The following is a 25,519-nucleotide window of genomic DNA, read 5'->3' as shown; positions in this document are numbered from 1 at the left end:
ATGCGTCGGGCGCTGGAATTCCTGGTCACCCGGGTGCTGCGGTCCCGGCTCGGCATCGCGCTCGTGATCGCCGCCCTGGTCTTCGGCGTGATCGGCGTGGCCCGGCTGGTCTCCGGTCCGGTCGACCGGACCGTCGGCCTGAGCAACCGGCCACGCGAGCCGATCAGCACGGCCGACCCGGAGGCCGGTGACGACGGGGTGCTGGCGAGCTCCACGGCGCCCTCGCCGAAGACCCGGCCGGGCGAACTGACCCCCGAGCAGACCGCCGGCCGCTTCACCACCGCCTGGCTGACCGGCCCTGGCAGCAGCGGGGAGGACTGGCAGGGCCGGCTGCGACCGCTGTCCACGGCGGCGCTGACGGAGAAGCTGACCGGCGCCGACCCGGAGAGCGTGCCGGCCCGGCGGATGGCCGGCCAGGTGACCCTCCGGCCCCGGACGGAGTCGTTCGTGGAGGCCATGGTGCCGCTCGACAACGGCCGGCTCCGGCTGGAACTGGTGGCCTCGGACGGGCGGTGGCTGGTGGACGTGGTCGACTGGGAGCGGCAATGAGCGCCGTGGCGGAGGGGGCGATCCCGCGCCGACGCAAGCTGCGGCTCGGCGTGCTGGTCGCCGCACTGGCCACGGTGCTCACCCTGCTCTGCTGCGTCGGCGGCGCCGGCGCATTCTTCCTCACCGAACTGGGCGGCGACGAGAAGGACGGCTTGACCGCCGGCCTGGACTGCGACGCGGCCTACCAGGTCGACGTCACCGGGGACATGCCGCGCTTCAGCGAGTACGGCGAGGGCCAGTTGCGCAACGCCGCCGTCATCATCAAGGTCGGCCAGGACATGAAGGTGCCCGCCCGGGGCTGGGTCGTCGCGCTGGCCACCGCCATGCAGGAGTCCGCGCTGCGCAACCTCGCCAACAGCACCGTGCCGGCGTCGCTGGCGCTGCCGCACGAGGGCGTCGGCTCCGACCACGACTCGCTGGGCCTCTTCCAGCAGCGCCCGGGCTGGGGCAGCGTCCAGCAGCGGATGACGCCGTCGTACGCCGCCGGGAAGTTCTACGAGAAACTGCTGAAGGTGCCGGACTGGCAGCGGCGCCCGCTGACCGTGGTGGCGCAGCGGGTGCAGGTCAGCGCCTTCCCGGACGCGTACGCGAAGCACGAGGACCTGGCCGCCCGCATCGTCGACGCGCTCGCCGGGGGCGCGGCCCGCACGGTGGAGATCGCCGGAAAGGCAGTGTGCGACGCCGCCGCCGGCACCCGGATCGCCGCCTCCGGCTGGACGGCGCCGCTCCCGGGCGGCATCGTCTCCGGCTTCCGCACCGCCGAGCGCAGCAGCCACAACGGGGTCGACCTGGCGGCGGACAAGGAGACGCCGATCCACGCCGCGTCCGCGGGCCGGGTCCTGGTGGCCCGCTGCGACCCCGACCATTCGGGCCGGCGGGACTGCGACCGGGACGGCTGGCCGGACAAGGGCGGCTGCGGCTGGTTCGTGGACATCCTGCACGCGGGCGGGTACATCACCCGGTACTGCCACCTGGTCCAGCGGCCCAAGGTGGCGCCGGGACAGACGGTGGAGGCCGGCGAGGTGATCGGTTACTCCGGCAGCAGCGGGAACTCCTCCGGCCCGCACCTGCACTTCGAGGTGCACGTCAACAGCGACCGGTCGAGCCGTGGCGCGATCAACCCGGTGCCGTTCATGCGAAAGCGCGGTGCACCGCTGGCCGGCACCGCATGAGGGTTGTCGGCCCATGAGCAATCCCCTGCCCGACCCCTTCGCGGACCAGCCCGACTGGGCGCCGCTGCCGCCCCGACCGGTCGAGATCGTCCCCGCCGCCGGGCGCGTCGACCTGCGCGGCCGTCGGGTGCTGGTGGGCCTGCCCGGCCTCGGCTGGCGCGGCGATCTGCGCGCCGACGAGCGGGTGGTGCAGGGCAGCCGGACGTACGTGCCGGTCATCCCGGAGCACGAGTGGTACCGCGCCGAGGCGGAACAGGTGGAGGTCTTCGCGCCGCTGGTGCCAGTGGAGCGGGTGTGGGTGGAGACCGTTGGCGAGCGGGGGCCGGCCGCCCGGCCGGCCGGGTCGGGGTTCCGGCTGGTCTCCCTCGACGCGCCCACCCGTCGTCCACCCACCCCGGTGGTCGAGGCGGACTCGGTCACCGGCCGGCGCGTGGTGCACGTGACCGGGGCGACCGAGCAGCGCGACCTTCGCGCGGTGACCGAGACCTACGCCGGCGCGGACGGGGACATCTGCGTCCGGGTTGCTCCGGAATTGGAGTGGTACCGGTGGGCGTGGCGCGGCCAGGCACCGGTCACATTGGAGGTCCCGGTCCACCTGCTCTGGCTCGAATGAGCCCTCACAAGGGCTGGGCAGAGCAGACGAGCCAACCATTCTGATCTCTGAGCCCGAAACGCCATGTGTCCGTGAGGCTCTGTTGCACTCCGTCCACCACGGCACTTCGCCTGATCACGGCGATGACGGTGGCCTTCGAGGAATCTGTTTTCGAGGCGGCGACGTTCTCGATGTTGATCGAGAACGTGACACCCAACTCCTGTTGCCGCCTGTCGATCTGGCCTCGAAAGCTGTCAATGGAAGGGATCGGACCGTCGCAGGTGAAAAGCTTCGCCCTGTTGTCGTCGCGCCGCACCAGCATGGCTTGGAGGTAATTGACTACCACGACCTCGGGGGCGCTGCGGTCGGGCGCGGTGGCGCGGTCGTACAGCACGAAACCGACGACGGCACCGCCGGCACAGAGCAGCGCCAGCACCCCGGCGACGACCGCGAGGACGGTACGCAGCGGCCGCCGCGGACATTCCGGCGCCGGGGCCGGCGCGGGAGGCGCCAACTGCTCGGGCGGGGTCCGCTGCGCCGGTACGCGGGAGACCTGGGAACCGGCGGGGGGCTGCACTGATTCCACCTCCTGAGGCTATCGGCTGCGTGCCGCGTACCCAATGCCCCAGATCCCCGGATCGTGGCGAACCGCCGGGCGGACGCCGCCCGGCGCGGGCCCGCCGGACGGGATCCGGGTGAGCCGGCTCACCACCGGGGCAAACACCGGCGCAGCGCCGACCGACATCCCGGGGGACGGCCCTCGGCTGGGATACCGTCACAGCTCGGGAGGAGATGTCGGCCTCGGGAAGAGAGGTGGACGCGGTGGCGAGTCCGAAGGCGCGAGCCGGTCGGGCGGCCGCGCTGCACCGGCGGGCCGAGGCCACCGCGACCGCGGCCGCCGGCATCCTCGACGAGATCCGGCCCGCGCCCGCCGACCACCATCGGCAGTACGAGCTGGCGGAGCGGCTCCGGGCGGCGGCGGCGCTCGCCGCACCCGGCTGGGCCGGCGATCCGCTGGAAGCGCTGGCGGTGACCACCCCGCCCGGGGACGGCCCGCCGCCCGTCGTCCGGGTCGGCACCGCCGCGCCCCTGGACGATGCCCGGTTCCCCGCGCTGGTGCCGCTGGTCGGCAGTGGACACCTGAGCATCGACGCCGACGCCGGCGATCCGCGGGTGGCCGGTCTGCTGCGGGCCCTCCTGCTCCGGCTGTTCGCCGCCACCCCGGCCGGCGCCCTGCTGGCCCGCGCGGTCGACGGCACCGGCACCGGCACCGGCACCGGCACCGGCACCGGGGCCACCTTCGCCGGGTTCGCGGCGCTGGCCGACGCGGGGCTGCTACCGCCGCCGGCGACCGACGTGGCGGGGCTCCGGGCGGTGCTGACCGAGGCCGAGCAGTGGGTGGCCGCGGGTACGGCCCGGCAGCGCGGGCACGACCGTACGCTGCTGCTGGTGGTGGCCGCCCTGCCCGATGGCACGGCCTCCGCCGACCTCGCCCGGCTCGGGGCACTGGCCGCCGGGGGGCATCGGGCGGGGTTGCACCTGGTGGTGGCCGGCTGGCCGGACGAGGAGCCGTTGCCGCAGGCCACCCCGCTGGCGGTGCGCACCGCGTACGCGCTGGTGGGCGATCCGCCTGGCGCGGGCTTCAGCAGCCCGGGCGCGGAGCCGCCGGGCGGGCTCAACTGCCCGGTGTTCGTGGCGGAGGACCCGCCGGAGGAACTGGTCGTCGGGGTCTGCCGCCGGCTGGCCCGGCAGATCGAAGACGGCTCCCGGCTCGCCCTGACCGACCTGCTGCCGCCCGACGAACTATGGGTCGACAGCGCGGTCGACGGGCTGTCCACCATGGTCGGTGACGCCGCCGGCCGGCCGGTCAGCCTCGGCTTCACCGAGCTGACCCCGCACTGGTTGGTCAGCGGCCGGTCCGGGGCGGGTCGGGCGGCGTTCCTCACCAACGTGCTGTTCGGGCTAACCACCCGGTACGGCCCCGACGAGCTGGCCCTCTACCTGGCCGATCTGGGCGAGGGTGAGTCCTTCGTGGAGTTCCTCCAGGTCGAGCGGGATCGCACCTGGGTGCCACAGGTCCGGGCCGCCGGGATGGCAGCCGACCGGGAGTACGTGGCGGATCTGCTCGGCGAGCTGACGGCGGAGCTGCGCCGCCGGGAGGAGGCCGGCCGGCGGGCCGGCGGGCAGCGCTACCCGGAGCTGCGCCAGCATCAAGCGCTGCCCCGGATCGTCTGCGTGATCGACAACTTTCCGCTGCTGCTGCGGGAGCGGGACCGGCTGGCCACCGACACGCTGGCCCGACTGGACGCGCTGGCCCGCGCCGCCCGGGCGTACGGGATCCACCTGGTCCTGGCCGGAGAGGGAGACCTCGGCATCGGCGGCCCGCGCGACCCGCTGCTCGGCCAGTTCCCGGTCCGGGTGGCGCTGGCCGGCGGCTCGGCGGTGCTGGAGCCGACCAACGACGCGGCCGCCGGCCTGCCGGTGGGCAGCGCGGTGGTGAACACCGCCGGCGGGCTGGGTGGGCCGCGCGGGGCGACCCGGGGCCACGAGCGGATGATCCGGTTCCCGGACCCGCACGCCGATCCGGAGCTCCTCGCCGGGCTTCGGCACCGGCTCTGGTCGGCCCGACCCGCGGACGCCAGCCCGCCGGTGGTCTTCGCCGGGTACGCGCGCCCGCTGCTCGCCAACGACCCGCGCTACCGGGCCGCGCTGGCCGGGCGGGCGCACACGCCGGCCGCACTGCTCGGCCGGGCGGTGGACCTCCGCCGCTCCACGGTGGCCGTCCCGCTCGGGCCGGCCGCCGGCCGGAACCTCGCCGTGCTGGGCCGCGACGAGGAGGCGGCACGGCTGCTGCTGACCGCTGCCCGGAGCGTGGCGGCACACCACACCGCGGCCCGGTTCGTGCTGGCGCCGCTGGCGAACGGGTCGGCCGAGCCGGCCGCGGCGCTCGCCGCCGAGCTCGCCGAGCGGCACGAGGTCGACACGGTCGACGTGGCCGGCCTGCGGGCGGCGATCGAGACGGACGAGCCGGGCTACCTGGTGGTGTTCGGGTTGGACGTGCCGGACGCGGCCGAACTGCCGCCCGACCGGCTGCGGTCGCTGCTGTTGGAGGGGCCGCCGGCCGGGCGGCACCTGCTCGGCTGGTGGCGCTCCATGGGGCCGTTGGCCGGGCTGCTCGGCCCGGAGGGCGAGGTGGACAAGCTCACCGCCGTGGTGGTGACCGACGTGCCGGGCAGCCGGCTGGAGCAGCTCTTCGACCGGCCGGTGCTGTGGCGGCCCCGGCCGGAGCGGGCGATGCTCTGGGACGGTCCGGGCGAGCAGGGAACGGTGCTGGTGCCGTTCGGGGAGGGGGCGGTGCCGTGAGCGAGCGGAGCGAGCGAACCATTCGGCTCAGCAGCGAGGCGGCGGCGTGAGCGAGACCGGCGCGCCCGTGCCCGCGCCCCGGTCCGGTGGCCCCACCGCGGACATCGACCCGGCCGAGGCGGCCTGGGCGGACTATGTGGCCGCCGCCCGCCAGCTCGACGGGGTACGTCGCGCCGCGGCGACCGCCGCCAGCGAGCAGGCCCGGTCGGTGGCGGCGGCCCGGGAGGAGTTGACGGCCGTCCGGGAGCGGCTGGCCCCGCAGCAGTCACGGCTGCGGGAGCTGGGCGTTCCGGCGATCTCGCTGGTGCCGACGCCGCCGGAGGTGACCGAGGCGGCCCGGTCGATGGCGGCCGGTCCGGCGGCGGTGCTGGCCTGCCTGCGCACCGCCGGCGGCTGGGCGGACGCCGCCGACGACACGCTCGCCGCGCGCGGGCTGCCCCGCCTGGCGCGCTGGCCGGCGCGCCCCCGCAACCTGCTGGTGTACGGGCCGCTGGCGCTGGTGCTCCCGCTGATCCAGGTGGTGCTCTTCCTCACCACCGGCACCAGTCCGGCGACGGTGGTGGCGCTGGTGGTCGGGCTGCCGATGCCGGCGGTCGCGTTCATGCTGGGCTGGCTGACGGTCGGGCGGCTGTTCCGGCCCCGCCCGACGGACCGGGTGGACCGGACGCCCCGGTTCGGCGCGCTGGTGTGCCTGGTCCCGGCGGTGCTGGCCACCGCCGGGATCGTCCTGGCGATGCTGGCCGGCTGACCACGGCTCCACCCGGCCGGCCTCGCGCGAGAAGGGACCCCTGTCAAGAAGGGCCCCTCCTTACCGCTTCAGCGGGGGATGATCAGGGCCATCGCCTCGGCACGCGACTTGGCGTCGTGCTGGAGGGTGCCCCGCACCGCCGAGGTGATCGTCTTGGCGCCGGACTTCTGGATCCCGCGCATCGCCATGCACATGTGCTCGCACTCGAGCACCACCACGACGCCGCGCGGGGCCAGCCGGCTCATCAGCAGGTCGGCGATCTGCGAGGTGAGCCGCTCCTGCACCTGGGGGCGGCGGGCGAAGACCTCGACCAGCCGGGCCAGCTTGGACAGGCCGGTGATCCGGCCGTCCGGCCCGGGGATGTAGCCGATGTGCGCGCTGCCCCGGAACGGGAGCAGGTGGTGCTCGCAGAGGCTCATCACGTCGATGTCCCGGACGAGCACCAGTTCCTCGTGGTTGGCCTCGAACGTGGTGGTGAGCACCTGCGCCGGATCGACCCGCAGGCCGGCGAAGAGCTCGGCGTACGCGCGGGCGACCCGGGCCGGCGTCTGCTGGAGACCGTCGCGGTCCGGATTCTCGCCAACGGCGATGAGGATCTCCCGGACGGCCTTCTCGATCCGGGCGAGGTCGATGGTCTCCTCGACCGGGCGCCCGGTCAGCTTGCCGCTGATCAGGCGCGCGGCGACGTAGTCCAGCCCGTCCTCGCCGTCGGGCTCGGTCGCGGAGACGGCCAGCTCCCCCGCAGGGGAGCTGGCCGTCGGGTCGGTGCTCAGTGGGTACCGTCCGAGTTGTTCGCGGACCCGCCGACCGAGGCGCCGTCGGCCTGGGCCTGCGCCTTGAGGGCCTCCTTCTCGGCGGGGGTGAGCACGGGCGGCTCGGTGGAGGGCTGGCGCTTGCCGAAGCCGTGGTACGGAGCCATCGGCGGGCGCTTCGCCACCCGGGCGCAGATCCGGGCCATGTCGGCCGTGGAGAGGGTCTCCTTCTCCATCAGCTCGAGCACGATGTTGTCCAGGACGTCCCGGTATTCGACCAGGATCTCCCAGGCCTCGTCGTGCGCCAGCTCGATCAGCGCCCGCATCTCGCCGTCGATCTCGGCGGCCACCGCGTCCGAGTAGTCCCGCTCGTGGCCCATGTTGCGGCCGAGGAACGGCTCGTCGCCGCTGGTGCCGTACTTGATCGCACCGAGCTTGGAGCTCATGCCGTACTGGGTGATCATCGCGCGGGCCAGCTGGGTGGCCTTCTCGATGTCGTTGCCGGCGCCGGTGGTGGGCTCGTGGAAGACCAGCTCCTCGGCGGCCCGGCCGCCCAGCGCGTACGCCAGGGTGTCGATCATCTCGGCCCGGGTCTGGGTGTACTTGTCCTCGGTCGGCAGGACCAGCGTGTGGCCCAGCGACCGGCCCCGGGACAGGATGGTCACCTTGTGCACCGGCGCGGCGTGCGGCAGCGCCCAGGCGACCAGCGCGTGCCCACCCTCGTGGTACGCGGTGATCTTCTTCTCCTGGTCGCTCATCACCCGGGTCCGGCGCTGCGGACCGGCGATCACCCGGTCGATCGACTCCTCCAGGGAGTCGTTGGTGATCGCCCGCTGGTTCTTGCGGGCGGTGAGCAGGGCGGCCTCGTTGATCACGTTGGCCAGGTCGGCACCGCTGAAGCCGGGGGTACGCCGGGCGACCGAGTCGAGGTCGACGTCGGGCGTGAACGGCTTGCCCTTGGCGTGCACCCGCAGGATGGCCTTGCGGCCCTCCATGTCGGGGGCGTCGACCGGGATCTGCCGGTCGAAGCGGCCCGGGCGCAGCAGCGCCGGGTCGAGGATGTCCGGCCGGTTGGTGGCGGCGATCAGGATGACCCCGCCCTTGGTGTCGAAACCGTCCATCTCGACCAGGAGCTGGTTGAGGGTCTGCTCCCGCTCGTCGTGGCCGCCGCCCATGCCGGCGCCACGGTGCCGGCCGACGGCGTCGATCTCGTCGACGAAGACGATCGCCGGCGCGTTCGACTTGGCCTGCTCGAAGAGGTCGCGGACGCGGCTGGCGCCGACACCCACGAACATCTCCACGAAGTCCGAGCCGGAGATGGAGTAGAAGGGCACCCCGGCCTCACCGGCGACCGCCCGGGCGAGCAGCGTCTTACCGGTACCGGGCGGGCCGAAGAGCAGCACACCCTTGGGGATCTTGGCGCCCAGGGCCTGGTATTTCGCCGGGTTCTGCAGGAAGTCCTTGATCTCGTGCAGTTCCTCGACGGCCTCGTCCGCCCCGGCCACGTCCGCGAAGGTGGTCTTCGGCGTGTCCTTGGTGATCATCTTGGCCTTGGACTTGCCGAAGTTGAGCACCCGGGAGCCGCCGCCCTGCATCTGCGACATGAAGAACAGCAGCAGGAGCACCAGCAGGGCGATCGGCAGCAGGTTGACCAACAGGCTCACCCAGATGCTGTCCGACGACACCTTGGTGTCGGCCGGACCGGTGATCTTGTTGTCCGCCTTGGCCTTGAGAACGTCGTTCCAGACCTGGTTGCCCACCTCGTACGGGAACTGTGCCTGGATCTTGTCGGTGGTGGTGTCGTCGAACTTGGCCTTGTCCTTCAGGTCAATCTGGAGCGTCTGCTCCTTGTCCTGGAAGACGACCTTCTCGATGCCGCCCTTGTTGAGCTGGTCAAGCGCGACCGACGTGTCCACCCGGTGGTAGCTGGGGCCAGCGGTGAACAGCTGACTGAGTACAACGGCGCCGAGGATGACCAGGATGATCCAGACCACCGGTCGGCGGAAGAAACGCGTACGTTCCATACTGTCGTCGGGCATCGAGACGCCCGCATCCTCCTGATCGACGTCCTGACCGTCTGATTGGTGTCGCCGCCTCGGGCGGCGGCCGCAGCCGCCGTGCGGGCCGGCCCCGACCCCGAGGCGCGCCTCCTGCGCGCCGCGGTCATTCGACGGTACACCGTTCGTGCCAGATGTGAGCTTGCGAGCCCGGCACTTACGCGTACGGCGAACCCGGGTTTGGGGCCGGCGTGGCGGGGAGCTCCCCACCCGGCCACCCGATCGCCCGGTCACGCGGTTCGAGGGGTCGGGCATGGAGGTTGCCTCCACGTCACCGGCATCTACCGTAGACCGGAAGGCTGAAAGCCCGCTGAACGTCCGCTTGACGTATCCGGAGCCCGGGCGGGTCGGGCCGGCGGGGCCTCAGGCCCGGGCGTAGACCTCGGGCTTCAGGACGCCGACGTAGGGCAGCTCCCGGTAGCGCTCGCCGAAGTCCAGACCGTAGCCGACGACGAACTCCGTCGGGATGTCGAAGCCGACGTACTTGACCGGAACCGGCACCTTGACCGCGTCCGGCTTGCGGAACAGGGCGACCACCTCGACGCTGGCGGCGGAGCGCGACTCCAGGTAGCGGAGCAGCCAGGAGAGGGTGAGGCCGCTGTCGACGATGTCCTCGACGACCACCACGTGCCGGCCGGCGATGTCCCGGTCCAGGTCCTTCAGGATCCGGACCACCCCGGAGGAGGTGGTGCCCTGGCCGTACGAGGAGACGGCCATGAACTCCAGTTCGGCGGGCGGGCCCTGGCGGCCCAGCGCCCGGGCGAAGTCGGCCATGAACATGACCGCGCCCTTGAGCACGCAGACGAGCAGGAGGCCGTCCTCGACGTGCGCGTAGTCCGCCGAGACCTGCTTGGCCAGTTCCGCCGTCTTCTCGCGGATCTGTTCCTCGGAAATGATCACGTGGTCGATGTCGGCGTCGTACCAGGAGCCGTCAGCCATGCTCCTAGCCTGCCGTACGCCGGATCTCCTCCGTCGGCGGGGCCGCCCCTTTTGGCGCGGTCCCGCCCGGGATTTTCGGCTCGCAACGGGCAAATCAGCTCAGCAGGTACGGGAGCTCCACCGCCGGCCGTCGTCGGTGGGCTTCCAGTCGGCCGAGTCCCGCGAGTCGGCGGTCAGCCCGACGGCGCTCGCGACGACGAGGAAGAGCAGAAGGAGCAGGAGCAGGAAGACGGTCATGGCGGCGCTCGCTTTCGCGTGGTTGATATCGATTTCGCCGCCGGTGCGCACCGGATGTCACTCAGTCTGCGCGCCGACTCCCCGCCCGGAAAGTGGCAGGAATGCCAGCGGGCATCGAATTTCTGCCACCTGCCGGGTTACCCTCGTCACATGCTCCGCTCCGTGGCCGTCATCGCGCTCGACCAGGTCGCCGCGTTCGAACTCGGCGTCCTCGCCGAGGTGTTCGGCACCGACCGCACGGCCGACGGCTTCCCCGGCTACCGCTTCGACGTCTGCACGGCGGACGGCCGGCCGGTCCGCAGCCGCTCCGGCTTCCTGCTCACCCCGCACGCCGACCTGACCCCGGTGGACGACGCGGACCTGGTGGCCGTGCCGGCGCACGCCGAGGGGGCGGCCGTCCCGGAGCCGGTCCTGGACGCGCTGCGCCGCGCCGCCGACCGCGGCGTTTGGGTGCTCAGCGTCTGCTCCGGCGCCTTCGTGCTGGGCGAGGCGGGGCTGCTCGACGGCCGGGACTGCACCACCCACTGGCGGCACGTGGACGACCTGCAACGGCGGTACCCGGCGGCCCGGGTGCGATGCAACTCTCTCTACGTCCAGGACGGACGGCTGCTGACCAGCGCCGGCACCGCCGCCGGCATCGACGCCTGCCTGCACCTGGTCCGGCAGGAACACGGGTCGGCGACCGCCACCCGGCTGGCCCGGCGGATGGTCGTCCCCCCGCACCGGGACGGCGGCCAGTCCCAGTACATCGAGGCACCCATCCCGAAGGCGCCGGAGGCACCCACCCTGGAGCCGGTGCTGGAGTGGCTGATGGGCCACCTGGACCGGGCGGTGACCGTGGACGAGCTGGCCGCCCGGGCCGGGATGGCGCCGCGTACCTTCGCCCGCCGGTTCCGCGCCGAGACCGGCACCACCCCGCACGACTGGCTGACCAACCAGCGGGTGCTGCTCGCCCGGCGGCTGCTCGAGGAGACCCGGTTGAGTGTGGAGACCGTCGCCGACCAGGCCGGCTTCGGCGACGCGGCGGCGCTGCGGCACCACTTCAGCCGCCGGGTCGGCACCACCCCGCACGCCTACCGGACCACGTTCCGGGAACGGATCGAGGCCTGATCACCAGCCCAGGATCGCGCCTCACCGGCCGCACCGAAGCCGAGGCCGGCTCGCCGATCTTGCGGCATCCCAGGCCGCAGTCCCGTTCGGACTCTTCGTCAGCGCCGCGGTCCTCGACCTGGCCGACAGCGCCACCTCGGCGACCTGGTGGCCCAAGCCCGCCGCCCATCCCGGCGACACCGGCTCAGGTGGTCAGGCGGCCGTCGCGGCGGATCACCGGCAGGTCGCCGGGCAGGTGTACCGGACCCTGGCCGTGCCAGTCGGTGACCAGGGCGTCCAGCGCGGCGACGTGCCGGTGCGACAGCGCGCCCGGCGAGGCGCCGAGACCCCGGGCCCAGGCGTGCAGCACCCGGGTGCGTACCGCGGCCGGCAACGCGGCCAGCGCCGCGACAGACAGGCCGCCTTCGGCCGCCCGCACCGGCCGGATCACCGTCACCCCGTCCGCCGAGGACGGCGCGGGCGACGAACCCCCGGCCGGGGTCGGAGCGGCGCCGGGCCGGACTTCCGCCCGCGCCGACCGCTTCTGACCGGATGCCGACGCGACTGCTGTCGGCTCGACGGGTGCCGGGGCGGCGAGCGCGGCGGCGGCGAGAGCGTCCAGGGCGGCGGTGTCGGCCGCCACCAGGCGGGCGGTCCGCGCCAGGTTGTCCACTACCCCGGGGCCGAGCGCGCGGACCAGCGCGGGCAGCACGTCGGCCCGAACCCGGGCGCGCGCGTACGCCGGGTCGGCGTTGTGCGGGTCGTCCCACGGGGTGAGCCCGAGCGCGGCGCAGGCCTTGCGGGTGTCCTCCCGGGAGACGTCGAGCAGCGGACGCAGCAACGGCACCCCGGCCAGCTCGCGGCGCTCCGGCATGCCGGCCAGGCCGCGCGGGCCGGCGCCCCGGGCCAGCGCGAGCAGCACCGTCTCGGCCTGGTCGTCGCGGGTGTGCCCGAGCAGCACCGCAGCGGCCGAGTGCCGGCGGCCGGCGGCGACCAGCGCCTCGTACCGGGCCTCGCGGGCGGCCGCCTCCGGGCCGCCGGTACGCCCGTCGACCCGCACCGACACCGCCTCCACGGGGTCCAGACCCCGCTCGCGGGCCCAGCCGGCGACCGCCTCAGCCCGCTCCGTCGAGCCGGGTTGCAGACCGTGGTCGACGGTCACCAGGCCGGCGCGCCGGCCGAGGCGGGACGCCACGAAGGCGGTGGCCTCCGCCAACGCGAGCGAGTCGGCGCCGCCGGAGCAGGCCACCAGCACCGGCCCGTCCCCGGGCAGCCCGGTCAACGCCCGGCGTACGGCGAGCCGGACGGCGGCGACCGGCGGGGCGAGCGCGGCCACGGGCTCAGTAGGCGGCCGGGGTGGCGCCGGTCGGCCCGTGCACCCGGGCCACCCAGGCGTCCGGGTCACCCAGCTCGTCCAGCCGGGGCAGGGTCAGCGGCGAGTCGAAGATCTTGTTGAAGCCGGCCATGCCGACCCGGTCGACCACGCCGTGCACGAACTTGCGGCCCTCGGCGTACTGGCGCATCTTGACCTCGATGCCGAGCAGCCGGCGGATCGCCTTCTCCAGCGGGTTGCCCGACTCCCGGCGCCGGTTGAACGCCGCGCGGATCGACTCGACGCTGGGGATGACCTGCGGCCCGACGCCGTCCATGACGAATTCGGCGTGCCCCTCCAGCAGGGTCATCAGCGCCGTGAGCCGGTCGAGCACGGCCCGCTGGGCCGGGGTCTGCACGATGTCCAGCACGCTGGCCCGGCTCTCCGGGTCCCGCACCGCGTCGGAGAGCGTGGCGACGCCCCGCCGCAGCCGTTCCAGCAGCTTTTCGCCCGCCTGCGCGGCGTCCACGAACGCCTGCACCTCGCTCAGGAAGTACGCGCGCATCCACGGCACGGCGGTGAACTGGGTCCGGTGGGTCACCTCGTGCAGGCAGACCCAGAGCCGGAAGTCCCGCGGGTCGGCGGCCAGCTTCCGCTCCACCTCGACGATGTTCGGCGCCACCAGCAGGAGCTGGCCGGGGTCGCCGGCGAAGACCTCGTACTGGCCGAGCACCCGGCCGGAGAGGTAGGCCAGCACGCTGCCGGCCTGCACCCCGGTGAGCCGGGACCCGATCGCCTCGGTCAGCGGCCCGGGCCGCTTGTCACCGGAGATGCGGTTCACCAGCGGAGTGATCACCTCGCGCAGCCCGGCGATGTTCGCGGCCGCCCAGTCCCGGCGGTCCACCACGCGTACGGGCGGGTGGGCGACCTGGGCGCGCAGGCCGGTGTAGTCGGCGACGTGCAACGCCGCGTCCTCGGTCAGCCGTCGCAGCTCGCTGACGACATCGGTGGCCTCGGCGTACGACACCCGGGGGCCCGACTTGCCCAGTGCCCCCGCGGTGGCGGCGGCCAGATCCCAGTCCACGAACTGCGCCATGAACCCACCGTACCCGCGCCGCGACACCCCGACCCGGGCTCGCGACCGCCGATCGACGCCGGTCGCACCGGCGGGGCGGTCAGCGGCAGCCGCAGCGAGCCAGCGTGGAGCTGATCCGGTCGAGGGCCTCCCGGGTGTCGTCGAGGCTGCCGGTCGTCCGGTCGGTGAGCACGGCGAAGGTGAGCAGCCGGTTGTCGGCGGTGGTGACCAGTCCGGCGATCGCGTTGACCCCGGTCAGCGTGCCGGTCTTGGCCCGGACCACGCCGGCCCCGGCCTTGGTCACCGACGCCTGGTAGCGGTCGCCCAGGGTCCCCGACCAGGCGCCGACCGGCAGGCCGCCGAAGATGGCCGCCAGCTCGGGATGGGTGCCGTTGCCGGCGAGGGTGATCAGGTCGGTGAGCAGCGAGGGGCTGATCCGGTTGGTCCGGGACAGGCCGCTGCCGTCGGCCAGGCTGATCTCGTCGGCCGGCAGGCCCAGCTCGCCGATCACCTGGTCGGTGGCGGCCGCGCCGCCGGTGAACGACGCCGGCTTGCCCTTGGCGAGGGCCACCTGCCGGGCCAGGTACTCGGCGATCACGTTGTCGCTGTCGCTGATCATGATGTCGACCAGCCGGACCAGCGGCAGCGACTCGACCTTGCCCAGCTCGGCGCCGGGCGCGGGCGTCGCCCCCGCCGAGGCGTCGGAGGCGGCGGGCGCGGTGCCGCGCTTGACCTGGGCGGCGTCGCCGGAGAGCCCGAGCAGCTTGGCGAACTGGCGGCCGGCGGTCAGGTCCGGCTGGGGCACCCGCTCGGCCGCGCCGTGGGTCTCGTCGAAGTTCTCCCGGGCTTCCGCCGGATCCTGCCGGGCGGCGTCGGTCGTCAGCGCGGTGATCGCCGCGCCGAACCCGCCGGTGGGGATGTCGGCATCCCAGCCGGGCTCGTAGACCGGGCCGCTGAACAGGGACGAGTCGACCGTGACCTTGGTCGGGGCGGTGCCGCCGAGCGCCTTGCGCACCTGGGCGGCGAGGTCGTCCAGCCGGGCCGCGTTCGGGTAGAAGCCGTCCTTGTTGACGGCGAGGGTCGGGTCGCCGCCGCCCACCAGGACCACCTCGCCGGGGGCCGCGCCGGCCACCGCCCGGGTGGGGATCCGGTACGCCGGACCCCGGGCGACCAGCACCGCGACGGCGGTCGCCAGCTTGGTCACCGACGCGGGCACCGTGGGGGTGTCCTGGCCGCGGCCGTAGAGCTCGCGGCCGGTGGTCACGTCGGCCACCGACACGTTCACCCGGTCACCGAGCGCCGCGGCGCCGACCAGCGGTTCGAGCGCGGCGCGTACCCCATCGGGGGTGGGCAGGGGTGCGTTGGCGTCGAGGCCGGCCAGCACGGCCGGCGGGTCGGGCTCGGGCGGCTGGGCGCTCGCCTGGGGCGTGCCGGCCTCGCCCAGCCAGCCGGCCAGCGGGCCGGGGCGGACCACGGCCAGCCCGGCGCCGGCCAGGGCGAGCACCAGCACAGCGGACAGCACGGCCAGCAGCCGGAGCCGACTCCGGCGGGGCGGCGGGGCCGGGACCGGAGCGGGGCCGTACGGCGGGGCGGGCGGACTCACCGGCATGCCGCCTGCCGGCGGGCTCACCGGTACCCCGCCCGGCAGGTCGGGCGCGGGCCAGCTCAGCGGGGCCGTCGGGTCCGGGCCGTACTGTCCCGGATCGGCCCGGCCCACCGGATTGGCGCCGTACCCGTCGGGATCGCGGCCGACGGAGGCGGACCCGGTCGCCCGGCCCGGGGTACGCGGAAGATGCGCGTCGGGGACCGGCACCCGGCCGGTGGCGCCGCCGGAACCGGAACGGCCGAACTTCCGCCCGTCAACCCCTTCGGGGCGGTAGTGTGAATCTTCCCTCCCCACGACCCCCTCCTCCCCCGCTCAAAAGCACCCTGGGTGACACTACTTCGGTCCGAACACTATGCGGCGGCCGGAGCCGGCGGGGGTCATTCGCCCGTCCGGGAGCGGCGCCACTGGTTTCCGTTAGCCAGCGTGGGCAAACGAGGGAGCGTGCGAGATGGATTTCGACGTCACGGTTGAGATCCCCAAGGGTCACCGCAACAAGTACGAGGTGGACCACGCGACCGGCCGGATCCGGCTGGACCGCACGCTCTTCACCTCCACGCAGTACCCCGCTGACTACGGCTTCATCGAGGGCACCCTGGGCGAGGACGGCGACCCGCTGGACGCGCTGGTGCTGGTCCCCGAGCCCACCTTCCCGGGTTGTCTGATCCGTTGCCGCACCATCGGCATGTTCCGGATGACCGACGAGAAGGGCGGCGACGACAAGGTCCTCTGCGTGCCCTACGAGGACCCGCGCCAGGAGCACCTGCGGGACATCCACCACCTGGGCGAGTTCGACCGGCTGGAGATCCAGCACTTCTTCGAGGTGTACAAGGACCTGGAGCCGGGCAAGTCGGTCGAGGGCGCGACCTGGGTGGGGCGTACCGAGGCCGAGGCCGAGATCCTGGCCTCGTTCCAGCGCGCCAAGGAGGCCGCCGAGCGCGGCGAGCACTGATCTTCGACGTCGACGGGCCCGGGCCGCTCAGCCGAGCGACCCGGGCCTGCGCGTAACGCCTGTTCCGCTGGGTCAGCCGAGCAGCCCGCGGGCCCGGTCGTAGAGGTCCAGCACCGCGCAGGCCACCGGGACCAGGGAGACCACCAGCGCGGTGTCGGTCAGGTCGGCCAGCCTCCCGAGGTACGGGGAGACCGGCCGCCGGGCGTACGTGGCGCCGGCCGCCACCGCGACCAGGGCCACGGCGAGCCCGCCGACGACCAGCGCGAGCCGGCCGGTCGCCCCGCCACGATCGGCGAGCACCGCGCCGAGCAGGGCGTACCCGGCCAGCCCGGCGGCCACCGCGGGCACCCGGTGGCGGACCGCCACGAAGAGCCGGGAGCGCAGCAGCAGCAGCAGCAGCAGCAGCACCGCGCAGCCGACCGCGACCAGCAGCCGACCCGCCAGCCCGCCGGCGGTGGCGAGCACCACCACGGCGGCGACCGCCAGCACGGCGTGCCCGAGCAGCATCCCGGTGAGCATCTCCTCGGTCCGGGTCACCGCGGCGTGCACCCGCCCCTGGTCCGGCAGGTCGCGTACCCCGTCGGGACCGCCGGCCGGGGTGGTGGCGGGCAGGGTGATCGGCGGCAGCGGCAGCTTGCCGAGCCGGATGGCCAGCAGCGGCAGCCCGCCCAGCGCGAAGACCAGCCCGCAGAGCAGCACGGCGGCGGTGCCCGCCGGGTCGAGGAAGAGCCCGCCGAGAGCGGCGAGCGCCCCGGCGGCGCCGGTGGTCGCGCCGGCCACGAAGACCCGGGACCGGCTGGCCACCCCGAGCAGGCCGAGCACCGACACCAGGAGCAGCGCCACCGAGCCGGCCAAAAGTTCGGGCGCGCCGACCCAGCGCAGCGGCCCGAACGGGCCGACCGGGTCGCCGGAGCCCACCGCGAGGGCACCGGACGCGGCGGCGTACGGCAGGGCGTACCCACCGAGGGTGGCACCGACCAGGCCGTCCCCGTACGCCCGGGAGCCGGCGGTGGCGGCGAGTACGAGGAGCAGGGCCACCGCGGCGGCCACCGGCCAACCGGTCCGGTGCCCGGGCCCGGCGGCGAGCACGGCGAGCAGGCCCACGGCGAGCGGCACGGCCGCCCCGGCCAGCGTGGCGGCCCGGGTGGCCGCCGGCGACCAGGCGGCGCCCCGGCGGCGGGCCCCCTCGGCGATCGCCTCGACCACGTCGTCGTACTCCAGCTCGGGCCACTCGGCGCGGGCCGGACGAGGTGCAGCACCTCACCGTCACGGACGCCCTGGGGCAGCAACGCCTGCGCGGTGGCCAGCACCGCCCCGTCGGTGCGGCGCAGCACCCAGCCGCCGTGCCGCTCCCCGTCGTCGGCCAGCCCCTCGCCGGCGTGCCGGAGCACCTCCGGCAGCAGCTCGGCCAGGGGAACCTGCTCCGGCAGGGCCACGTCCACCCGGCGCTGCGGGGCGCTGATCGTGACCCGGGCCAGCCCGCTTGTCATCGATATCTCTCCATGTTGAACGGCAACCGTGGCTGACGGACGACAGGACTTTACCTACGATGAGCCAGGCTCGGGTTACCGAGAGCCATGGGAGGCTCAGTGTCCACTGTCGTCATCAAGCGGCCGCCACGCCGCCCGGCGCCGGAGATTCCGGCCGGTGAGCTGCCCGTCGAGGCGCCGCCGGAGATCCCGGTGGCCACCGGTGGGCGCTGGCAGCAGGCGCTGATGGTGCTGCCCATGCTCGGCGGCACGGTGGCGATGGCGATGATGTTCGGCCGCGGCGGCGGGGCCTACTCGTACGTGGTGGGCGGCATGTTCGGGCTCTCCTCGGTGGCGATGCTGATGACCTCCTGGGGCAGCGCCGGCCCGAGGAAGTCGGAGCTGATGGCCGCCCGCCGGGACTACCTGCGGCACCTGGCCACACTGCGGCGCCGGGTCCGGGAGACCGCCGGGGCACAGCGGGCCGGGCTCTACTACCGGCACCCCGACCCCGGCCGTCTCTGGTCGACGGTGGACAGCCACCGGGTCTGGGAGCGGCGGCCGGACGACCCCGACTTCGCCGTGGTCCGGGTCGCCGTCGGGCCGCAGACGTTGGCCACCCCGCTGGTCCCGCCGGTCACCCGGCCGCTGGAGGAGCTGGAGCCGATGACCGCGGGGGCGCTGCGGCGCTTCCTCGACGCGTACGCGGTGGTGCCCGACCTGCCGGTGGCGCTGTCGCTGCGCAGCTTCGCCCGGGTCTTCGTACGCGGCCCCGCCCTGCGACAACTCCAGCTCGGCGCGTCTGACGCCGCGCAGCTACGACGACTTCAGCTCGGCGAGTCTGCCGCCGCGCCGCGACCTGAAGCCGTCGCTCGAGCCGTCGGCGACGCCGGTTCGCCGGCCGCGCAGGCGCTGGCCCGGGCCGTGCTCACCCAGCTCGCCGTCTTCCACGCCCCGGACGAACTGCAGATCGCGGTCTGCGCCGGCCCAGAGCGGCGGGCGTGCTGGGAGTGGGTCAAGTGGCTGCCGCACGCCCACCACCCGAGCCGCACCGACGCGCTGGGCCCGGTCCGGCTGGTCACCAGCTCCGCCGCCGAGCTGGAACGGCTCCTCGACGAGGTGCTGGCCAGCCGCTCCCGGTTCAGCCCGACGGGTCCGGCCACCGACGGCCCGCACGTGGTGGTGGTGCTCGACGGCGGTGACCTGACCGGGGCCACCGACCTCGCCGGGGACGGCGGCATCGACGCGGTCACCCTGCTCGACCTGGACACCCCGCCGCCCCGCCTGCTCGACCGGTACGCCCTCCTGCTCGACCTGGCCGACGGCCGGCTGCACTCGCACTCCGCCGAGGGGCACGCCGAGGTCGGCGCGGCCGACGGGCTGGCGCTCGCCGACGCCGAGGCCGTCGCCCGCCGGCTCGCCCCGCTGCGGCTCGCCGGCCCGGTACGCGGACCTGACGCCCCGCCCGGCGCCGAGCCCGGCCTGCCCGAACTGCTCGGCATCGGTGACCCGCAGAACTTCACCGCCGAGCAGGGCTGGGCCCCGCGGGCCGCCCGGGACCGGCTGCGAATACCGATCGGCGTGGGCGCCGACGGCGGCGCCGTCGAGCTGGACCTCAAGGAGTCCGCGCAGGACGGCATGGGCCCGCACGGCCTGCTCATCGGCGCCACCGGCTCCGGCAAGTCGGAGCTGCTCCGGACGCTGGTGCTGGGGCTGGCCGCCACGCACAGCTCGGAGCAGCTCAACTTCGTCCTGGTCGACTTCAAGGGCGGGGCCACCTTCGCGCCCTTCGAGCGGCTGCCGCACACCGCCGCGGTGATCACCAACCTGGCCGACGCGCTGCCCCTGGTCGACCGCATGGTCGACGCGATCAACGGCGAGCTGATGCGCCGGCAGAAGCTGCTCCGCCGGGCCGGCAACTTCGCCAGCGTGCGCGACTACGAGCGGGCCCGGGCGGCCGGCAGCCCGCTCGCCCCGCTGCCGTCGCTGCTGCTCATCTGCGACGAGTTCTCCGAGCTGCTCTCCGCCAAGCCGGACTTCATCGACCTCTTCGTCCAGATCGGCCGGGTGGGCCGGTCGCTCGGCGTACACCTGCTGCTGGCCTCCCAGCGGTTGGAGGAGGGGCGGCTGCGCGGGCTGGACACCCACCTGTCGTACCGGATCGGGTTGCGGACCTTCTCGGCGCTGGAGTCCCGGACGGTGCTCGGGGTGCCGGACGCGCACGAGCTGCCCCGCAGCCCCGGGCACGGCTACCTGCGCGCGGGCACCGACCCGCTGGTCCGGTTCAAGGCCGCGTACGTCTCCGGCGCGGTGCCCCGTCGGGGCGGCGCGGCGGGTACGCCGGCCGGCACCCCTCGGCTGCACGCCTTCTCCACCCATCCGGTGCCGCTGCCCGAGCCGCCCGCCCCGGCCGCGCCGCCCGCCACGGAGGAGGTGACCGAGTCCCTGCTCGACCTGCTGGTCGGGCGGCTGGCCGGGCAGGGCCCACCCGCGCACCAGGTGTGGCTGCCGCCGCTGGACGAGTCCCCCGCCCTGGACGAGCTGCTCGGCCCGGTGGGCCCCGACCCGGTACGCGGGCTCACCGTGGCCAACCCCGAGCTGCACGGCGCCCTCCAGGTGCCGGTGGCCGTGGTGGACAAGCCGTACGAGCAGCGCCGGGACCTTCACTGGCTGGCCCTGGACGGGGCGGCCGGGCACGTGGCCGTGGTCGGCACCACGCGCAGCGGCCGGTCGACCCTGTTGCGCACGCTGATCTGCGCGCTGGCCCTCACCCACACCCCAGCCGAGGCGCAGGTCTACTGCCTGGATTTCGGCGGCGCGCTGGCCGCGCTGCGCGACCTGCCGCATGTCGGCGGGGTCAGCGGGCGCGCCGACGCCACCGCCGTACGCCGGACGGTGGGCGAGATCGCCGCCCTGCTGGCCGAGCGGGAGCGGCGCTTCGCCGAGGCGGGCGTGGAGTCGATGGCGGCCTGGCGCCGGCGGCGGGCGGCGGCGCTGGCCGGCGGGCAGCCGGGCACCGACCCGTTCGGCGACGTGTTCCTGGTCGTGGACGGTTGGAACTCCCTGCGCACCGACTACGAGGAGCTGGAACCGCTGGTCACCGAGCTGGCCACGCGGGGCCTGGCGTACGGGGTGCACGTGGTGGCCAGCGCCCTGCGCTGGTCGGACTTCCGGCCGGCGATCCGGGACCTCTTCGGTTCGCGGCTGGAACTGCGCCTCGGCGACCCGGCCGACTCGGTGGTGGTCAAGCGCGCGGTCGCCGCGACCGTGCCGGAAACCAGCCGGGGCGGGGAATCACGGCCGCCGAACTGCACTTCCTCGCCGCGATGCCCCGCGTGGCCGGTCTGGGCGGGGAGACCACCGACCTGGTCAAGGCGGTCGCCGGGGCCTGGGCCGGGCCGTCGGCACCCCCGGTACGGCTGCTCCCGCCGGTGCTGCCGTACGCCGAGCTGGACCAGGCGGCGACCAGCGGGCTGGCCTTCCCGATCGGGGTGGCCGAGGCGGACCTGAGCCCGGTGGTGCTGGACTTCGCCACCGAGCCCAACTTCGTGGTCTTCGGCGACGCCGAGTGCGGCAAGTCGTCGTTCCTGCGGGCGCTGGCCACCTCGATCGTCAACCGGTTCACCCCGGACCAGGCCCGGGTGATGCTGGTGGACTACCGACGCAGCCTGATGGGCACGATCGAGACGCCGCACCTGATCGGGTACGGCACGGCGGCGCCGCACACCACCGAGCTGATCGAGTCGGCGGCCAGCTACCTCCAGGGGCGGCTCGCCGGTCCGGAGGTAACCCCGGCCGAGCTGCGCGACCGGTCGTGGTGGACCGGGCCGGAACTGTTCGTGCTGGTGGACGACTACGACCTGGTGGCCGGCGGGCCCAGCAGCCCGTTGCGGGCGCTGGAGGAGCACCTGCCGCACGCCCGGGACGTCGGCCTGCACGTGGTGCTGGCCCGCCGCTCCGGCGGCGCCGGCCGGACCTCGTACGAGCCGATCATCCAGCGGCTGCGGGAGCTCTCCACCCCCGGCCTGGTGATGTCCGGTGCCCCGGAGGAGGGGCCGCTGGTCGGCCAGGTAAAGGCCGCCCCGCTGCCGCCCGGCCGCGGCCGCCTGGTCACCCGCCGGGAGGGCGTACGCCTGGTGCAGCTGGCCCATCTTCCGCCAGGGTGACGGTCTCCGTGACCGGCTCCGTGGCGTGCGGGAAAACCGGTAATCTCCGAGCAGCGTGTTTCTGTCGCGATGAACGGCTGGGGAATGTGACCAGGGATCGGCGGTCAGTGAGTGCCGCCCGACGGCTCGTCGGGCGCGCGTTGCTCGGTGCGACGGCCACCCTCGTCACCGTGGCGGGCCCGCTGGCCCCGCCCGCGCAGGCCGCCCCGAACACCGCCGTCCGGAAACCCGCCGCGCTGGCGCCGCTGGACGAGCCCACCGGGGTGGACCAGGTCCGTGCGGAGCAGTGGCAGCTCGCGAAGTTGCAGGCCCAGACGGCCTGGCAGACTTCCACCGGCCGGGGCGTCATCGTCGCCGTGATCGACTCTGGCGTGGACGGTTCCCATCCCGACCTGACCGGCCAGGTGCTGCCCGGCGTCGACCTGGTGCCCGGCGGCGCTGACATGCCCGATCCGGTGGGGCACGGCACCACCGTCGCCGGTCTGATCGCCGGGCGCAGGGACGACGACCGGGGCGTGGTCGGGCTGGCGCCGGACGCCAAGATCCTCCCGGTCCGGGTGCTCGACCAGGAGAACCGGTACGACGACGCGATGACCGTCGCCAACGGGGTCCGCTGGGCGGTCGACCACGGCGCCCGCGTGATCAACCTCTCCCTCGGCGGCACCGAGACCAGTGAGCCCCTGGCCGCCGCCCTCGACTACGCCTTCGCCCGTAACGTGGTGGTGGTCGCCTGCACCGGCAACCTGGCCAGCTCGACCAGCCGGGACGTGTGGTACCCGGCCCGCGAGCCGGGCGTGCTCGCCGTGACGGGTCTGGACAGCAACGACAACCTCTGGTCCGGCTCGGTCACCGGCCACGAGACCGTGCTCAGCGCCCCGGCCACCGGGGTCTTCGGGGCCCGCCCGCCGGGCACGTACTGGCGGGTCCAGGGCACCAGTTTCGCGGCACCGCTGGTCGCGGCGACGGCCGCCCTCATCCGCGCCCGATACCCGCAGATGTCGGCTGCGGACGTGGTCAACCGGCTGATCAGCACGGCGCGGGACCTCGGCCCCACCGGCCGCGACGACCGGTTCGGCTACGGCATGGTGGATCCGGTGGCCGCGCTGAACGCCGACGTGCCGTCGGTGGGCGGGAACCCGCTCGACGACAACGACTCCCCCGGCGTGGCGGGCTTCGGCCCGGCGCCCGGCACCGGCCCGGACAGCCGGGCCGCCGGCCAGGGCGCGGACCCGTTCACCTTCACCGCACCCAGGCAGCAGGCCCAATGGTCGGCCCACCCGGCCGGCCAGGCCGACGACTCGGCGCCGCAGGAGCGGCTCTGGACCGGCCTCGCGCTGTGCGTCGCCCTGGTCACCGGCGCGGCGCTGGCGGTCCGTCGGTTCCGCCAGTCGCGTCGCTGACCCGGGTCTGGCCGGGGCCTGGGTGGGTAGGGGTGACCGCATGAACGCGTCGGGCACCGGCAGTCGGACCGCCAGCCACCAGCGGTCCTGGCGGAGCCGCCGGTTGGACCCGGACCATTCGCTGGGGCTCCGGCTCACCCTGGCCGCCGCCGCGGCCTTCCTGGTGCTGGTCCCGTTCACCCTGCTGGCGCTCCTGGTGCTGGCCGCCTGGCCGCCGCTGTTCCGGCTGGACGCCGCGGTGTCCGACGCACTGCACCGGTACGCCCTCGACCACCCCGCCTGGGTACGGGTGATGAGCGTCTGGACCGACGTCTTCGCGCCCAACCCGCTGCGGACCGCCGCGGTGGTCGTGGTGGCCTGGCTGCTGCTCCGTGGGGCCCCGCGATTGGCGCTCTGGGTGGTCACCACGATGGCCGTCGGCGGCCTGCTCGGCGGCCTGCTCAAGCTGCTGGTCGGGCGGCAGCGACCGAGCCTGCTCGACCCGGTGGCCCGGGCGACCGGGTACGCCTTCCCGTCCGGGCACGCGTTGAACGCGACCCTGGCCGCCGGGGTGCTGCTGCTGGTCTTCCTGCCGTTCACCCGGGGCCGGCGGCCGCTGCGCTGGGCGCTCTGGGTGGCGGCGGTGCTGATCGCGGTGGTGACCGGGCTCAGCCGGATCGCGCTCGGTGTGCACTGGACCAGCGACGTGGTGGGCGGCTGGCTGTTGGGCCTGGCGGTGCTCGCGGCGACCGCGGCGGCCTTCACCACCTGGCGGGCCCGGACCGGTCACCGGCCGGCCCGGACCGTACGGGAGGGTGTCGAGCCGGAACTCGCCGACACCCGCCCGGACGGCACCCCGCGGTAGCGCTCAGGTGCAGTCGCCGGTGGCGACGGCCCGGGTACGCTCCGCGCCGGCCAGCGCCACCGGCCGGGCCTCGGCGGCGGTCACCGCGAAGCCGGTGTTCGGGTCGTCGGCCGCCGCCGCGAAGATCACCCCGAGCACCAGCCCGTTCGAGGAGACGAGCGGGCCGCCCGAGTTGCCGCTGCGGACCAGCGCCCGGATCGTGTAGATCTCCCGGGTCACGTCCCCCGAGGAGTAGATGTCCGGCCCGGTGATCCGGTCGACGTCCCGGATCCGGGCCGGGCGGGCGTCGTACGGGCCGTCGAGGGGGAAGCCCAGCACGATGGCGTCCGCCCCGCTGCCGGCCGGCCCGGCGGCGAAGCGCAGCGACGGACCGGGCAGCCCCGGCACGTGCAGCACGGCCAGGTCCCGGGCCGGGTCATAGACGATCACCTCACCGTCGTACCGCTCGCCGCGCAGCTCCACGGCCACCGAGCGGGTGCCCGCCACCACGTGTGCGTTGGTCATCACCCGGTCGTCCGCGTACACGAAGCCGGAGCCCTCGATGCGGCGGGCGCAGCTCGGCGCGGAGCCCAACACCTTCACCACCGACCGCTGGCTGTTCGCGACGACCTGGGAGCCGGCCAGCGCCGGGTCCGGCGGGGCGACCTGGCGGGCGCGGGTTGGCGCGAGGTCACCGAACACGTCCGGGAAGCCGTTGGTGTCGACGGTGTCGCGCAGCGCCGTGGAGAGCTGCTGCGCCTTGTCCGGCAGGACCCGGTCGACCACGGTGAGCAGGGCGCTGTTGCGGACCGAGGAGGCCAGCCAGGGCAGCGACGAGGAGCCCAGCGGCACCGCGACCAGCCAGGCCACCAGCATGACCGCGAAGACCGAGATGAAGGCCCCGCCGATGTCGTCGATCTTGCGCCCGGCGGAGCCGGTGATCGCGGCCCGCAGGTTGGAGCCGATCCAGCCGGCGAGCGCCTGGCCGAGCACGGCGAGCCCGAAGATCGCGACCAGGGAGATCAGCACCCGGGTGCCGCCGTCGGCGAACTGCCGGGCCGCCAGCGGGCCGACCTGGAGCCCCAGCAGCGCGCCGAGGAAGAACCCGGAGAACGACAGCGCCCCGATGACGAAGCCCTGGCGGTATCCGCTGATCGCGAACACGAGCATGAGCAGAAGCAGGACGAGATCCACGGCGGACACCCGTCAAGGGTACGGGCA

General features: G+C 74.5%; 18 protein-coding genes and 2 pseudogenes. 10 read left to right on the top strand and 10 right to left on the bottom strand.

Features of this window, described 5'->3' with window-relative positions; genetic code table 11:
* Genes ACY34I_RS06970 through ACY34I_RS06960 form a run of 3 tightly spaced genes read left to right on the top strand, consistent with a single transcriptional unit; the run spans position 1 to position 2,334 of the window.
* A complete protein-coding gene (locus ACY34I_RS06970; protein WP_462753574.1) occupies positions 1–549 on the top strand; it encodes a hypothetical protein in 549 nt (182 codons plus the stop codon).
* Positions 546–1,721: a M23 family metallopeptidase gene (locus tag ACY34I_RS06965; protein ID WP_462753572.1), complete on the top strand. Its 1,176-nt coding sequence runs from the start codon at positions 546–548 to the stop codon at positions 1,719–1,721. Before ACY34I_RS06970 ends, ACY34I_RS06965 begins: the two co-directional genes overlap by 4 nt.
* A 13-nt stretch (positions 1,722–1,734) precedes the next feature.
* A complete protein-coding gene (locus tag ACY34I_RS06960) occupies positions 1,735–2,334 on the top strand; it encodes a hypothetical protein (RefSeq protein WP_462753570.1) in 600 nt (199 codons plus the stop codon).
* 4 nt (positions 2,335–2,338) lie between these two features.
* On the opposite strand, the gene ACY34I_RS06955 is transcribed toward ACY34I_RS06960, so the two are convergent.
* Positions 2,339–2,890 carry a hypothetical protein gene (locus tag ACY34I_RS06955; RefSeq protein WP_462753851.1) on the bottom strand — a complete coding sequence of 184 codons (552 nt, stop codon included), beginning with the start codon at positions 2,888–2,890 and terminating at the stop codon, positions 2,339–2,341.
* A 236-nt stretch (positions 2,891–3,126) separates the two neighbouring features.
* On the opposite strand from ACY34I_RS06955, the gene ACY34I_RS06950 reads away from it, so the two are divergent.
* The gene (locus tag ACY34I_RS06950) at positions 3,127–5,676 is read left to right on the top strand and encodes an FtsK/SpoIIIE domain-containing protein (RefSeq protein WP_462753568.1); all 2,550 of its coding nucleotides are present in this window, start codon (positions 3,127–3,129) and stop codon (positions 5,674–5,676) included.
* Positions 5,677–5,722: 46 nt separating this feature from the next.
* Positions 5,723–6,424: a hypothetical protein gene (locus tag ACY34I_RS06945; protein WP_462753566.1), complete on the top strand. Its 702-nt coding sequence runs from the start codon at positions 5,723–5,725 to the stop codon at positions 6,422–6,424.
* A gap of 68 nt (positions 6,425–6,492) precedes the next feature.
* On the opposite strand, the gene folE is transcribed toward ACY34I_RS06945, so the two are convergent.
* The 4 genes from folE to ACY34I_RS06925 form a co-directional block, all read right to left on the bottom strand.
* Positions 6,493–7,158 carry a GTP cyclohydrolase I FolE gene (gene folE / locus ACY34I_RS06940; RefSeq protein ID WP_462753849.1) on the bottom strand — a complete coding sequence of 222 codons (666 nt, stop codon included), beginning with the start codon at positions 7,156–7,158 and terminating at the stop codon, positions 6,493–6,495.
* A 35-nt stretch (positions 7,159–7,193) separates the two neighbouring features.
* A complete protein-coding gene (ftsH, locus tag ACY34I_RS06935) occupies positions 7,194–9,200 on the bottom strand; it encodes an ATP-dependent zinc metalloprotease FtsH (protein ID WP_148793683.1) in 2,007 nt (668 codons plus the stop codon).
* A gap of 396 nt (positions 9,201–9,596) precedes the next feature.
* Complete coding sequence (gene hpt, locus ACY34I_RS06930; protein ID WP_148793121.1) at positions 9,597–10,172, bottom strand: hypoxanthine phosphoribosyltransferase; 576 nt, start codon at positions 10,170–10,172, stop codon at positions 9,597–9,599.
* Positions 10,173–10,271: 99 nt separating this feature from the next.
* A complete protein-coding gene (locus ACY34I_RS06925) occupies positions 10,272–10,409 on the bottom strand; it encodes a hypothetical protein (protein WP_462753564.1) in 138 nt (45 codons plus the stop codon).
* 150 nt (positions 10,410–10,559) lie between these two features.
* On the opposite strand from ACY34I_RS06925, the gene ACY34I_RS06920 reads away from it, so the two are divergent.
* The gene (locus tag ACY34I_RS06920) at positions 10,560–11,519 is read left to right on the top strand and encodes a GlxA family transcriptional regulator (RefSeq protein WP_462753562.1); all 960 of its coding nucleotides are present in this window, start codon (positions 10,560–10,562) and stop codon (positions 11,517–11,519) included.
* Positions 11,520–11,703: 184 nt separating this feature from the next.
* Here the strand turns inward: ACY34I_RS06920 and tilS are convergent, their stop codons facing one another.
* The 3 genes from tilS to dacB all read right to left on the bottom strand — a co-directional run bounded on the left by tilS (position 11,704) and on the right by dacB (position 15,494).
* Positions 11,704–12,834 carry a tRNA lysidine(34) synthetase TilS gene (gene tilS, locus ACY34I_RS06915; RefSeq protein ID WP_462753560.1) on the bottom strand — a complete coding sequence of 377 codons (1,131 nt, stop codon included), beginning with the start codon at positions 12,832–12,834 and terminating at the stop codon, positions 11,704–11,706.
* Between the two features lie 4 nt (positions 12,835–12,838).
* Entirely contained in the window at positions 12,839–13,906 is a 1,068-nt protein-coding gene (locus tag ACY34I_RS06910; RefSeq protein ID WP_148793118.1) for a zinc-dependent metalloprotease, read from the bottom strand.
* A gap of 79 nt (positions 13,907–13,985) precedes the next feature.
* Complete coding sequence (dacB, locus tag ACY34I_RS06905; RefSeq protein ID WP_462753847.1) at positions 13,986–15,494, bottom strand: D-alanyl-D-alanine carboxypeptidase/D-alanyl-D-alanine endopeptidase; 1,509 nt, start codon at positions 15,492–15,494, stop codon at positions 13,986–13,988.
* Between the two features lie 445 nt (positions 15,495–15,939).
* On the opposite strand from dacB, the gene ACY34I_RS06900 reads away from it, so the two are divergent.
* Positions 15,940–16,440: an inorganic diphosphatase gene (locus tag ACY34I_RS06900; protein WP_462753558.1), complete on the top strand. Its 501-nt coding sequence runs from the start codon at positions 15,940–15,942 to the stop codon at positions 16,438–16,440.
* Positions 16,441–16,512: 72 nt separating this feature from the next.
* On the opposite strand, the pseudogene eccD reads toward ACY34I_RS06900, so the two are convergent.
* Positions 16,513–17,930 (bottom strand): annotated as a pseudogene (gene eccD / locus ACY34I_RS06895) (type VII secretion integral membrane protein EccD).
* Positions 17,931–18,029: 99 nt separating this feature from the next.
* Between eccD and eccCa the strand changes: the two are divergent.
* The 3 genes and pseudogenes from eccCa to ACY34I_RS06880 all read left to right on the top strand — a co-directional run bounded on the left by eccCa (position 18,030) and on the right by ACY34I_RS06880 (position 24,319).
* A pseudogene (gene eccCa / locus ACY34I_RS06890) lies at positions 18,030–22,075 on the top strand (type VII secretion protein EccCa).
* Positions 22,076–22,182: 107 nt separating this feature from the next.
* Positions 22,183–23,475, top strand: coding sequence for a type VII secretion-associated serine protease mycosin (gene mycP, locus ACY34I_RS06885; protein WP_462753556.1), 1,293 nt, complete (start codon positions 22,183–22,185; stop codon positions 23,473–23,475).
* A gap of 40 nt (positions 23,476–23,515) precedes the next feature.
* On the top strand, positions 23,516–24,319 hold the full coding sequence (locus ACY34I_RS06880; protein ID WP_462753554.1) for a phosphatase PAP2 family protein: 804 nt from the start codon (positions 23,516–23,518) through the stop codon (positions 24,317–24,319).
* Between the two features lie 3 nt (positions 24,320–24,322).
* Here the strand turns inward: ACY34I_RS06880 and ACY34I_RS06875 are convergent, their stop codons facing one another.
* The gene (locus tag ACY34I_RS06875) at positions 24,323–25,501 is read right to left on the bottom strand and encodes a MarP family serine protease (protein WP_148793112.1); all 1,179 of its coding nucleotides are present in this window, start codon (positions 25,499–25,501) and stop codon (positions 24,323–24,325) included.
* Positions 25,502–25,519: the final 18 nt, after the last annotated feature.

The organism is Micromonospora sp. RTBAU3-60 (assembly GCF_054963695.1).
Note: the sequence above shows the minus strand (reverse complement) of the source record. Positions and strands in the feature narration are given on the sequence as shown.